The sequence below is a fragment of the Desulfovibrio piger genome, assembly GCF_012843875.1.
Lineage (GTDB): Bacteria > Desulfobacterota > Desulfovibrionia > Desulfovibrionales > Desulfovibrionaceae > Desulfovibrio.
The window spans coordinates 56795-69344 of record NZ_JABAFY010000003.1 but is presented as its reverse complement, the minus strand read 5'-3'; the positions used below and the strand labels follow the sequence as shown (position 1 = coordinate 69344).

The window sequence follows — 12550 nt, the reverse complement described above, 5'->3', positions numbered from 1 at the left end:
GCCTCGCCATCCTCCTGAACAAAGCGCGTTGGGGGAGGGATGAGGGGCCGGGGGGAAGGGACCCCCCCTTGGCTCGCGCGCAAGGGGGTCCCCTTCCCCCCGGAAAATCCCTGCCCGCTCTTATTCCAGCCCGTACTTGCGCAATTTGTTGTGCAGGGTGGCGCGGGTGATGCCCAGGCGGCGGGCAGCCTCGCTCTTGTTGTCCTCGGTCTGGCGCAGGGTGTCCTCGATGGCGCGGCGCTCCAGAGCTTCCAGAGACAGACCGGCCAGGGAGGCCTCGGCGGTCTCCGGTACCGGGGCGGCCTGCTCGGCGGCACCGGTGACGCTGGCGGGCAGTTCCGGGCCGGTGATGAGGTCGCCGGTGCAGAGGATCACGGCGCGCTCCACGGCGTTCTGGAGCTCGCGCACGTTGCCGGGCCAGGAGTAGCGGCGCAGCATGTCCAGGGCCTGCGGGGCGAAGCCCTTGACGCTCTTGCGGTTGCGGGCCGCGAATTTTTCCAGGAAATGGGCCGCCAGCAGGGGGATGTCCTCGCTGCGTTCACGCAGGGCGGGCACCTCGATGCTGATGACGTTGAGGCGGAAGAACAGGTCCTCGCGGAAGCGCTTCTGCTCCACCTCTTCGCGCAGGTTGCGGTTGGTGGCGGCGATGACGCGTACGTCCACGGTGATGGGCGAGTCCGAGCCCACGCGCTGCACCTCGCCCTGCTGCAGGGCGCGCAGCAGCTTGGCCTGGAGCGAAAGGGGCATCTCGCCGATCTCGTCCAGGAAGAGGGTGCCGCCGTCGGCCTGCAGAAAGCGGCCCTCGCGGCGGCGGTCGGCGCCGGTGAAGGCCCCGCGCTCATGGCCGAACAGTTCGGATTCCAGCAGGTTCTCGGCCAGGGCGGCGCAGTTGACCGTGACCAGAGGTTTGTTGGCACGGGCGCTGGCACCGTGGACGGCGCGGGCCACCAGTTCCTTGCCGGTGCCGGATTCCCCGGTGATGAGCACCGTGGCCTCGGTGGGCGCCACGGTGGCGATGATCTCGCGCATGGCGCTGACGGCGGGGCTGCGGCCCAGGATCTCGGGCCCGGCAGCAGCCTCGCTGAGCTGGCGGCGCAGCTCGCGGTTCTCCACGCTCATGCGGGAGTGGTCCACGGCCCGTTGCAGGGTCTCGCGCAGGGCGTCGAAGTCCAGCGGCTTGGTCAGATAATCGTAGGCGCCCAGGCGCAGGGCATCCACGGCGGTCTCCACGGAGGAGTAGGCCGTCATCAGCACCACGGGCAGGGCCGGATTGTAGTCCAGGATGCCCCGCAGGGCGTGGATGCCGTCCATGCGTCCCATGCGCACGTCGGTCAGCACCACGTCGTAGGGCTTGGCGCGCACGGCCTCCACGGCCAGATCGCCGTCGGCCGCCTCGTCCACGCTGTAGCCCCAGGCCTGGAGCATCATGCGCAACATGCCGCGGTGGGCATCGTCGTCGTCAACCACGAGAATGCTGGTATTCACCTAATCCTCCCCCTTCTGCCTGTCGGCAGGCTCCCCCGCCTGCCTGTCCGGGCCGTCCGCCGGATGGCCCGCTGCCTTGCCGGCCTGCGGCAGGCGTATGAAAAACGTGGTCCGGCCGGGCGTGTCCGCCGTGGCCTGACGGGATTGCACATAGACTTCGCCTTCGAGCGCCTCCACGATCTTGTGGACGGTGGCCAGTCCCAGGCCCGTGCCGTGCCCCTTGGTGGTGAAATAGGGGTCGAAGATGTGGTTGAGGTTCTCGGGCGCGATGCCCTGCCCGGTATCCGTGACCGAGAGGACAAGATGCTGCTTCTCCACCGTACAGCCCAGGGTCAGGGTGCCGCCGTCGGGCATGGCGTCCAGGGCGTTGAGGCAGATATTGAGCAGGGCCTGCCCCAGCCTGTCGGGATCCATGCGGGCCGGGGGCAGGGCGGCCGGAAGGCTGTTCACCAGCCGGACGCCGCGTTTTTCGGCATCCTGGGCGATGAGGCGCAGCACATGGGCCACGCTGTCTTCCAGCGGGGCGGCCACGGGCCGCACGTCACTGGGACGCGAGAGCCCGATGAGCTCGCTGATGACGCGGTTGAGGCGTTCCACCTCGCGCACCATGACGCCCGCGGCCTTGCGGTCTTCGCTGCCTTCGGGGAAGCGCATGCCGAAATAGGTGGCGTAGCCCTTGATGGAACTGAGCGGGTTGCGGATCTCGTGGGCCACCCCGGCGGCCAGCGTGCCCACGGCAGCCAGCTTTTCCTTGCGGCGGATCTCTTCTTCCAGGCGGCGGATCTCGCCTTCGGCCCGGCGCTGGCGGCGGCGGGATTCGCGGGCGCGCTGCGCGTAGTACAGGGCCAGCAGACAGGCCAGGCCCACCAGCATGGCCACCCCGGCCAGCATGAAGACGTGGTCCCTGTCCTGGCCGCGGGTGATCTCGAACGGTGAGAGGTCGAGGCCCAGGAAGATGATGGGCTGCGGCAGGCCCGGCGGCAGCTCCTGCCCCGGCGGGGGCTGCATGAAATAGCGGTAGACCACGAACACGCGCTGGCCTTCCATATTGAGGATGGCGGAACGTGTCTGGCTGCCGGGGGCCAGGAGCTTCATGGTCTTTTCGTCGGCCTCTTCGCCGTTGATGCGCAGGATCTCGCCCAGGCGGTTGCCGTTGCTGTGGGCCAGGATGGTGCCGTCGGGCATGGTGACGGCGATGAACTGCACGTCCGAGGTGCTGGCCATCTCCTTGAGCAGGATCTGCAGGCGCACGCGCGCCTCGCCGCGCATGCTGGTGCGCAGCATGCTCTCGAAGGCCATGATCAGGGAGCTGCCTTTTTCGGCCAGCAGGCGTGACATGGCCCGTTCGTTACGCTCGATGGAGGCCAGGGCCAGCAGGGTGACCAGCAGGATGAGGACGAAGGCCGTCCCGCCCAGCAGCAGGCCCAGCGGGGTGTTCTGCTGCTGCGCCAGCTGTGAACGGGCCTGGGAGCAGTCGTTCTCGCGCGCGGCCTGGTCATTGGCCACCATGCCGCCGGTGTTCCGGCCGGACGCGGCAGACCCCGGTGTCTGGCAGGGCCGGTTGGCGGCGCGGGCCAGCCGGTGGCGGCGGGGATCCAGCAGGGCGGCAGCAGCGGAAAGGCAGCGTCGGATAAAGTTCATGCCTGCACTATAAGCATGGTTGGGGCACCTGTCACCTTGCCGTCGGATATTTGGCTTGCATGTTTTTTGCAAGAACGAGGAAAGACGAAAAAAATGCCACGGCCTGCCGGCGGCCTTTCCTTGCGCCGCGGACACAGGCTTGATATGCCAGAAGCATGGCCCAACAGAACAAGGTTTGCCTATGTGGAAGAATATAGTTGTCAGTGGTCTGGTCATGACATCGCTCCTGCTGCTGCCGCTCATGGCGGCTGCCGGGGGGCATCACGGTGGCGGTCACGGGCCGCGCGGCTACCGCAATGTCGACCAGTGGCTCCAGAGCCTGCCCGAAGAACAGCAGGTCAAGGCCCGCGCCATCCTTGAAGAAGCCCGTCCTGCCATCGAAGACACCCGCTGGCGCATTCGCCAGAAGCGGGAAGAACTGGCCCATTTCGACTACGCGGAGGACTCGTCCGCCGAGACGCTCTCCCGTCTTGGCTGGGAGCTGCAGGACCTGCGCGACCGTCTGCGCCTGCAGCTGGCGCAGCTGGAAGGCCGCCTGCTGGACGAGGTGGGCGTGAGTTTCCGCCGCGCCGGCAAGAGCCGGGGCTGCAACAGCATGATCCGGCAGGACGTGATCCATACGTATTCCCTGCAGGAGACCCTCGAACCCTGCCCGTAACTTCTGCAGCCCGCATGAAACATCCAGGCCCCGCTCAGGCGGGGCTTTTTTTGTATCCGGCTCCGGCCTTGGGGGCCGGGCGTCAGGGGTGTATGAAAATTTGTCTGCTGTATAATTTTTGACCAGGTCCGCCGGCCCGCTGCATAAAAACTGGACATCTGGGGGGAACACAGGGCAGCCGGAGGAAGGCTGTTTGCCGGGATGAAAATATAATATATTGATTTATATTGAAAAATAATGTTTGGCACGCGGGTTGCTATATACAGAGCACAAAGGGCAAGACCCAAAGCCCAAAGATAACCCACTCTGAGAAGAGATAAAGGAGCATATATATGAATACTTCCCGCGTTAGGATCCCTGCCCTGCTGGCTGCAGCCCTCATCGGCGGAACCATGACCTCTGACGCTTTCGCTGGCCCCCATCATCGCGGCCAGGGCAACGGTTATGGTCCCTGCTACGGTTACGGCGACGGCGGCTGCTGGGAAGGCGGCTGGGGACATCACGGCCACGCCCGTGGCTGGGGTTACCGGGCCATGTCGGACGCGCAGCGTGCCAAGTTCGACAAGATCATGGAAGAATTCGCTCCCCGCATGGAGCAGCTGCGCGACAGCATCTACGTCAAGCGCCAGGAACTGCGGGCTTTGGAAAACGCCACCAACCCCGATGTGAAGGCCGTGCGTGAGGCCGCTACCGAAATGGCCCGTCTGCGCAACGAGATGGCCGACCTGCATGACGCCCTGGGCGACAAGCTGGCTGCCGAAGTGGGCGTGCCGGAAGGCTTCAAGGATGCCCCCCGCGGTCCTCGTGGTCCCCGTGGCGATCGCGGCCCCGCCATGGATTGCCCCCGTGGCGACGGCCCCCGCGGTGACGCCGGTTACTACGACGGTCCCCATCGCGGCCACTACTAAGAGCTGATCCCTGCCAACGGCAGAAAGAAATATCTGGCCGGAAGCTCCTCCTCCTTCCGGCCAGGCTCCCGAAAACAGCAACCTCCTTTGACAGGCACCTTTAACCGGAGCTCCCGCTCTACAAAATGCAGTCCTCTGGAACTTCTACCCCGGCCGGGGATTCCCCTGGCCCCGGCCGGGCCTTCCTGAGAACGACGGATTTTACTCCTGAGATCGTCCCTCCCCGCCTTAGGCGGACAACATATCCGGCAGGGCAATCCCCCTTGGTCCTGCCGGGGCTCACGAGAGCATCCTCCTCCTTCACCATAACCTCTAACCATCAGAACATCCTCCCTCTTTGGCCGGCTGCTCCTCCCCCTGGGCAGCCGGTCGTCTTTTTTTTGTCCGCTGTCCGGCGTCCGTCGGGCCTGCCTTTCTTTTCTCCGACGGCATGGTCTGCCCAGGGGGAGGGAGGGGCGGGACAGCCCCGTACCGTGGTCCATGCGGCCCGCTCTGCCGGGCACGAGACAGGGGAGAGTTTTTTCCCCTTCCGAGTCCCGGTCTTCGAGGGCGCGGCAGCTCTCCGGCCTGTCCGGTCACGGAGCCCCGGCCATCAGGGAAGAACGGCCTTCGTGTGCGGCGCTCTGCGATGCGCCCGCTGTCCGGCAGGCTTTGGCAGGCCCGGTGTCGCCGCCTTGCTCCTCCGTACGCTCCCCGCTCTTGGCCAGGATGCTCGTGCAGCCCGGCCATCACAGATGGCACGGCGCACGTCTGCTCGCGGAAATTCGCCGTTCCTCTCTTCTTCATCCTCCTTTCTTATCATGGAGACGCCGTGCGCTGTCCGCCTGCTGTGCGGCAGGGGAGCGGCAAGGCTCACACGGGCCGCATCGCCCGCGGCAATCCGGCGGCACAAAAAAAGACGCCCACCGGCATGGAGACCGGCGGACGTCTGGAGTCGTTTTACGGATGCGGCGCGCGGGATCAGAACAGCTTGTAGAGCAGGGAAGAGATGGCCACGCAACCGGCGGCCAGCACGAAGGCATTGCTCCACTGGCCACGGTAGCGGCTCATGGCCGGGATCTTGTGCACGGCGTACATGGGCATGATGAACAGGATCATGGCGATGACCGGGCCGCTGAGGGATTCGATGATGTCCAGGATGCCGGGATTGAGCCAGCCGGCCAGCCAGAGGGTCACGAAGAAGAACAGGGCGATGCCGGTGCGTACGCTGCGCGAGGTGGCCGTGGCTTCGGGGTTGGAGGACATCTGGATCAGGATGCCGTGCAGGCCTTCGCGGGCGCCCAGATAGTGGCCGAAGAAGGAGCTGCCGATGGCCAGGAAGGCGATGAGCGGGCCGAACCAGGAGATGAAGGGATTGTCGAACTGGTTGGCCAGATAGGAGAGCACGGGGATGTTCTGGGCCTTGGCCTCCACCAGCTGGGCGGGGCTGAGGCTGAGCACGCAGCTGAAGACGAAGGCCATGACGAAGAGCACCAGGATACAGGCCGTGCCGCGCAGGGTCTGGGAGGCCTTCTGTTCGGCCATATCGCCGTAATGGCGGCGCTGGGCCAGGGCAAAGGACGAGATGGCGGGCGAATGGTTGAAGGCGAAGACCAGCACCGGCAGGGTGAGCCAGAGGGTGCCCAGGAAGCTGCCGGCATCAGGCATCTGGCCCAGCGAGGAGGTGTTCCAGTGCGGGATGAGGTAGAGCGACAGGCAGAAGAGGATGCCGCACAGGGGGTAGACCAGCCACTCATTGAATTTGAGCATGAAGTTCTCGCCCACCAGGATGACGGCCATCAGGGCCGCCACCAGCACGCCGGAAAGCAGCAGGCGCGGCGGCGCGGCCATCTGCAGCTGGTTGACGATGAAGGATTCCACCGTGTTGGTGATGCCCACGGCATAGATGAGCAGGATGGGATAGATGGCGAAGAAATAGAGCAGGGTGATGAGCTTGCCTGCGGAAAGGCCGAAGTGTTCCTCCACCACGGCGGTGATGTCGCTGTCGGCGCGGGAGGAGGACAGCACGAAGCGGGCCAGGCCCCGGTGGGCGAAATAGGTCATGGGGCCCACCAGCAGGGTGATGACGACCAGGGGCCAGATGCCGGACATGCCCGCATTGATGGGCAGGAAGAGGATGCCCGCGCCCACCGCGGTGCCGAAGAGGTTGAGCATCCAGACGACGTCGAATTTCGTCCAGCGGCCGGAGGCGGCATGGCCGGTTTCAGGGGTCTGTGCCATGAAGGTTCCTTGAAGGTGAAAGGGTTGGAAAGGCAGGGGAACAGGTCCCGGGCCCGTGGCAGGGCCCTGTGCGGGGCGTCCGGCAGCGGCGGATGCCGTTCCTGTTCCTGTCCGGGGACGGAAGGGGCCGCCTTCGCCGGATGGACGAAGACGGCCCCGCGGGAGCGCACGGCTCCCGATCAGCATTCCACCAGGCTGACGGCCAGGCCGCCTTCGCTGGTTTCCTTGAATTTGGCGTTCATCTCGCGGCCGGTCTCGTTCATGGCCATGATGACGGCGTCCAGGCTGACCATATGCTGCGAGGACTTCTCGCAGGTGGCCAGCAGGCAGGCATTGTAGGCCTTGATGGCACCCACGGCGTTGCGCTCGATGCAGGGGATCTGCACATAGCCGCCCACGGGGTCGCAGGTCAGGCCCAGATGGTGTTCCAGGGCCACTTCGGCGGCGTTCTCCACCACATCCACGGCATAGCCGCGCGCATGGGCCAGCATGGCGGCGGCCATGCTGGAGGCCACGCCCACTTCGCCCTGACAGCCCACTTCGGCACCGGCGATACCGGCGTTGTGCTTGGCCAGGAAGCCCACGGCCGCCGAGGCCAGCACGCCTTCGCGCAGGGCCCGGTCACCGATGTTCATGTTGTAGCGCATGGCGTAGAGCAGGGCGGGCATGACGCCCGCGGCCCCGCAGGTGGGCGCGGTGACGATGACGCCGCCCGAGGCGTTCTCTTCGGCCACGGCAAAGGCATAGGCGTTGACATGGCCCAGGAAGCGGTCCACGGCCAGGGGCATCTCGCGGGCGCGTTCCAGCAGGGTATGGCCCTTGCGCCACACGCCCAGGGTGCCGGGCAGCTGCCCTTCGGCCTCAAGGCCGCGGCGCACGCTGGCGTACATGGATTCCATGATCTGTTCCAGGTTCTGGAAGATGTCCGGGCGGGACATGCCGGTGATGGCGCTTTCGTTGTCCAGGATCAGCTCGTGCAGGGTCAGGCCGGTCTTGGCCAGCTGTTCGCGCAGCTGGCGCATGGTGCCGTAGGGGTGCACGGGCTTGCCGCGTTCGGGCGGGGTCCAGCCCTTCCACTGGATGAATCCGCCGCCCACGGAATAGTATTCCATGCTGAACAGGGCCTGGCCGTCGGCATCCTCAAGGCTGACGAGCAGGGTGTTGCTGTAGGGGGCGTCGTGGATGATGGGGCCGTGTTCGATGTCGGCAAGGCCCACCTGCAAAAGGACGTCGTGGATGCGCAGCTCGTGCCGGGCGTCGGCTTCGCGGCCCAGCCTGTCCAGCAGGCCCGCGGGACAGGTCTCGGGGCTGGTGCGCAGCAGACCGGCCAGCACGGCGGTATTGGTGCCGTGGCCCATGCCCGTGGCGCTCAGCGAGCCCAGCAGCACCACATGGATGCGGGCGGCGCGGCGTACCAGATCGGGGTCGAGGGCATCGCAGCGCTGGACGAAGTCATGCCCGGCGCGCATGGGGCCGATGGTATGGGAGCTGGAAGGGCCGGGGCCGATCTTGAAAAAGTCGAAGAGCGAGGTCTCGATGGCCGGACGGACATGCAGGGCCGTCAGGGGCTTGTGCGTGGGAGTCATGGTGTCTCCTTGTGTGGGATGACTGTGCTGGCCGCAGGCGCAGGCCTGACGCGGGGCGGGCGCGGAGCGCGCCGGGGAGGGAGAGGAAGGAAACAGGAGCTGCGCCCCATTGCAGCACATCCCCTTTTGCCTTGAGTACGGGGATGTGTCAATATTTTTTAATTTAAAAAATATTTTAAATAGTAAGACTAGTCATTATTTTTCTTGATTTGTCGCATATAATTGTACACCGTGTAGATGGAGACCTGCATCTCCTTGGCCACATGCTGGACCACGCCCTTGATGAGGAAGGCGCCTTCCTCGTCGAGGATGCGGATGAAGTCTTTTTTTTCCTCGCGGTTCATGAGGGAGGGGTGTTTGCCTGCGCGCCGGATGGCCGCCTCGAGGATGGCAAGGCTGGTATCGCCGGTGCAGGCGGCAAAGGTCTCGCTCACGTCGCGTTCCAGCGGATCCACGTGCAGTAGGGGGTGCAGCACGGCCTGGAAGTGCAGCAGGTCGGAAAGGTCGATGTTCATGCAGAAGGCGCCGATGACCCGGCCGTCGGCCCTGCGCAGGAACGAGGTGGAGGACTTGAGGGATTTGCCGCCCGGCGTGGACGAGGGATAGCCCACGATGTCCGCCACATCGTCGCCCTGCTGGCGCCAGGCCTTGACCACGATGTTGGTGATGGGCGCGCCCAGCTTGCGGCCGGTAAGGCTGCCTTCCAGATGGATGAGGGAGTGCTCGAGATCGCGGAAATCATGGATGGCGACCTCGCACAGCGGCCCCAGGGTCCGCTGCAGCATGCGGGCCTGCCGGATGGCATTGGCAAAGATGGCGCGTTCTTCTTCATTGAGCGGCGGCAGGGACCCGGAAGGGGCGGCGGACATGGTCACCTCATGGTCGGATGCGGGCTGTGCCGCAGGTTGGAGGAAAGATCGGATCAGGCATCAAGATGCAGGCTGGCGGCCTGTCCCGCTGTCCAGACAAGGTTGCGGCGCGTGATGCCCAGGGCCGCCCAGGCCGTGCCCAGCTCGTCGCCCGGCCCGCGGAAGAAGCCCTGGCAGGAGCGCGGCAGGTACAGCGCCTGTGCCCGGGGCAGTCCGGCGGGGGCTTTCCCGCCCGCCAGCAGGGCGTCCAGCAGGGCCGCGGCCCGTACCTCGCTGCGGGCGGCATCATCCCCCCGCGCCCGCAGCAGGCAGGCGCAGACATGCAGCCACAGGGCCCGTCCCAGCACGCGCCCGCCCAGGTTCCTGTCGGCGGGACCGGCCAGCAGGGCCGCTTCCATGCCGGGTTCGGGGGCAAGGCCCATACGGATGACGGGCACCCCGGCGCGACGGGCGTACAGCCAGCCGCGCGCCAGCAGGGACAGGGTCCGCGGCAGGGGCCAGGGCGCGTAGAGGCCCTGCTGCCAGCGGCGGGCCAGTTCCGTGCCCGCCAGCACCAGGCAGGGATAAAAGCGCAGCATGTCGGCCCCCAGATCCAGGGCCCGGCGCACATCGGCCAAAAAGTCTTCCGGCTGGTGGCCCGGCATGCCGGGCAGCAGCTGCACGCCCAGGGCAAGGCCCGCGTCCCGCACCAGACGGCAGGCTTCGGTGGCCTGCCGGCCGCTGTAATGGCGTTCACTGGCCTGCAGGGCCGTATCGGAAAAGCTCTGGATGCCCAGCTCCACCGTGCGGCAGCCGTGGCGGCGCAGGCGCGCCAGCAGGGCCGCATCCAGACGGTCGGGGCGGGTGGAGCAGCGGAAGCGGGTGATGCAGCCGTCACGCCGGAGGCTGTCGGCCATGTCCAGACAGGCGTCCAGGTCGCGGGGCGCCAGGGCCGTGAAGGTGCCGCCGTAAAAGGCCAGCTCTACCGGCGGCCTGCCCTGTGCCCGCCGGGCGTGCAGATCGGCGGCCGCACGGGCCAGTATCTCGTCCAGAGGACTGGCCTGCTGGCCTGTCTGGTCATGCTGGGAACAAAAAACACAGCGGCGGGGACAGCCGAAAAACGGGATGAAAACGCTGAAGACCGGGATTGCCCTTGCAGGAGTCTCCCATAAAAAAGTAAGCGAAACACGAGACATGGCAGAAAGCGAGGAGTAGCAAGGCTTGGCAGGCTTCGCGCGGAGACAAAAATCTTGCCGGAAATGCAAGTTGAGTATATCCTACAAAAAAGTTGTGCATATGTGAAGCGTGCCTGTGGCATAAGGATTGGACATGAAGAAAACATTGACCAAAGCTGACATCGTCGAGCGGATCTACGAGAGTACAGACAAAAATCGGGTTGACGTGAAGAATGTGGTCGAAAAACTGCTGGAGATCATGAAGAATGCCATCAAAAAGGACAATGCTCTTCTGATCAGTGGGTTCGGCAAGTTTGAGGCTTACGACAAAGCGTCGCGCAAAGGCCGCAATCCGCAAACGGATGAGGCCATCACGCTGCCTCCGCGCAAGGTCGTCGTCTTCCGCCTGTCCCGCAAGTTCAGAGCCGAGCTCAATTCCTGAGATCGCGCGGCATTCGGGACGATCCCACGTATCAGTCTCCTCGTTTTCTCCCGGGGTGGCCGTCTTGAGATGTGCCGCGCCGGGAGATTCTTTTTATGCTTTTCGCTTCCTTCCCCTTCCTGTTCCTTTTTCTTCCCATCCTCGTCTGGCTCTGGAAACTGACTGCCGGAGAAGACAAGGCCCGACTGTCCGTGCTCCTGCTGGGGGCCTCGCTGCTCTTTGGGGCCTGCCAGGGGCTGGAGGCCCTGCTGCTCCTGCTGGGCCTGACCGTGGTCAACTATCTGTTCGGCCTGCTGCTGGCCGATGAGGGGCACCGCCGCCGTCGGCTGGGCCGTCGGGGCCTGCTGCTTCTGGCCGTGCTGCTCAACGTGCTGGTCTGGTGCCGTTTCCGCCATCTGCCGGCCCTGTCGGCCTGGCTGGCGCAATGGCAGGACATCCTGCCCGTTTTGGCGCCCGCGGCCATGCCCGCGGGCTTCTCCTTTGCCGTGCTCATCCAGCTGGCCTGGCTGCTGGGCGTCTACCAGCGCCGCATCCGGCCCGAAGGTATCGTGCGGCAGGCCCTGTTCACCACCTGCTTCCCCTATGCCCTGTCCGGCCCGCTGGTCCGTTATGAGGAGATGGGCCCGCAGCTGGACGCCCTGGAGGTGCCGCAGGCCGAAGATCTGGCGCGGGGCCTGGGGCTGATGGTGCTGGGCCTGGCCAAGAAGATGCTGCTGGCCGACAGTCTGGCTCCGGCGGCGGATGCCGTGTTCCACGCCGCCGCCCAGGGCCTGCCCCTGAGTACGGCCGAGGCCTGGCTGGGGGCCCTGAGCTACACCTTCCAGATCTATTTCGATTTTTCCGGCTATACGGACATGGCCGTGGGGGCCGCCCTCATGCTGGGCCTGCGCCTGCCGGAGAATTTTGCCGCGCCCTACAAGGCCACGGGTATCGTGGACTTCTGGCGCCGCTGGCACATGACCCTGGGCCGCTGGCTGCATGACTGCCTGTACCAGCCCCTGGGCGGCAGCCGTCACGGCCGGGCGCGGCAGTACGCCAATTTGCTGCTGACCATGCTGGTCTGCGGTGTCTGGCACGGGGCCGGGCTGACCTTCCTCCTCTGGGGGGCCCTGCACGGCCTGCTCCTGCTGGTCAACCACGCCTTCCGGCATCTGCTGCGCGGCAGCCTGGCCGAGCGCGTGCTGGCCCTGCCGCCCCTGCGGGCCCTGTGCGTGCTGGTGACCTTTTTGTGCCTGACCGTGGCCTGGGTGCTGTTCCGCGCCGGGGATACGGGCACGGCCCTGCATGTCTGGCAGAGCATGTTCCTCTGGAGCGACGGCCATCCCCTGCCCCTGCAACAGGGGCTGGAGGCCCTGCTGCCCGGCGGCCTCTTGGAGCCCCGGCTGTTGCTGCCGCTGCTGGCCGTCTGCGCCGTCATCGTCTGGGCCCTGCCCTGCAGCCAGCATGTGATGCTGGGCCGCGCCGACGGCAGCCGTCCCTGGCTGCACTGGCAGCCGAACCTGCTCTGGGCCGTGGCTCTGGCCCTGCCTGCGCTGGCCTCCCTGCTGCTGATGCAGGGCCATGCCTTCCTTTCTTTCCGCTTTTGAC

At 65.9% G+C, this 12550-nt stretch carries 10 protein-coding genes; 4 read left to right on the top strand and 6 right to left on the bottom strand.

Going from position 1 to position 12550, the window contains the following annotated elements; genetic code table 11:
* Positions 1 to 120: 120 nt before the first annotated feature.
* Together HF854_RS01445 and zraS are read right to left on the bottom strand one after the other, a co-directional pair.
* Positions 121 to 1485, bottom strand: a complete 1365-nt coding sequence (locus tag HF854_RS01445; RefSeq protein WP_168934683.1) for a sigma 54-interacting transcriptional regulator — start codon at positions 1483 to 1485, stop codon at positions 121 to 123.
* On the bottom strand, positions 1486 to 3126 hold the full coding sequence (gene zraS, locus HF854_RS01440; protein WP_168934682.1) for a two-component system sensor histidine kinase ZraS: 1641 nt from the start codon (positions 3124 to 3126) through the stop codon (positions 1486 to 1488).
* 181 nt (positions 3127 to 3307) lie between these two features.
* Here zraS and HF854_RS01435 point away from each other — a divergent pair, with 181 nt between their 5' ends.
* Positions 3308 to 3784 (top strand): periplasmic heavy metal sensor, encoded by a 477-nt coding sequence (locus HF854_RS01435; RefSeq protein WP_168934681.1) that lies wholly within the window; start codon positions 3308 to 3310, stop codon positions 3782 to 3784.
* A gap of 332 nt (positions 3785 to 4116) precedes the next feature.
* Entirely contained in the window at positions 4117 to 4692 is a 576-nt protein-coding gene (locus HF854_RS01430) for a Spy/CpxP family protein refolding chaperone (protein ID WP_168934680.1), read from the top strand.
* 960 nt (positions 4693 to 5652) lie between these two features.
* On the opposite strand, the gene HF854_RS01425 is transcribed toward HF854_RS01430, so the two are convergent.
* From HF854_RS01425 to HF854_RS01410, 4 genes are all read right to left on the bottom strand, one after another.
* The gene (locus HF854_RS01425) at positions 5653 to 6912 is read right to left on the bottom strand and encodes an HAAAP family serine/threonine permease (RefSeq protein ID WP_168934679.1); all 1260 of its coding nucleotides are present in this window, start codon (positions 6910 to 6912) and stop codon (positions 5653 to 5655) included.
* 179 nt (positions 6913 to 7091) lie between these two features.
* Entirely contained in the window at positions 7092 to 8498 is a 1407-nt protein-coding gene (locus tag HF854_RS01420) for an L-serine ammonia-lyase (protein WP_168934678.1), read from the bottom strand.
* A 188-nt stretch (positions 8499 to 8686) separates the two neighbouring features.
* A complete protein-coding gene (locus tag HF854_RS01415; RefSeq protein WP_168934677.1) occupies positions 8687 to 9367 on the bottom strand; it encodes a helix-turn-helix transcriptional regulator in 681 nt (226 codons plus the stop codon).
* A 53-nt stretch (positions 9368 to 9420) separates the two neighbouring features.
* Positions 9421 to 10542, bottom strand: coding sequence for a radical SAM protein (locus HF854_RS01410; RefSeq protein WP_205905994.1), 1122 nt, complete (start codon positions 10540 to 10542; stop codon positions 9421 to 9423).
* Positions 10543 to 10675: 133 nt separating this feature from the next.
* On the opposite strand from HF854_RS01410, the gene HF854_RS01405 reads away from it, so the two are divergent.
* Together HF854_RS01405 and HF854_RS01400 are read left to right on the top strand one after the other, a co-directional pair.
* Complete coding sequence (locus tag HF854_RS01405) at positions 10676 to 10963, top strand: integration host factor subunit alpha (RefSeq protein ID WP_072335293.1); 288 nt, start codon at positions 10676 to 10678, stop codon at positions 10961 to 10963.
* A 95-nt stretch (positions 10964 to 11058) separates the two neighbouring features.
* Positions 11059 to 12549, top strand: coding sequence for an MBOAT family O-acyltransferase (locus HF854_RS01400; protein WP_168934676.1), 1491 nt, complete (start codon positions 11059 to 11061; stop codon positions 12547 to 12549).
* Position 12550 lies beyond the last annotated feature (1 nt).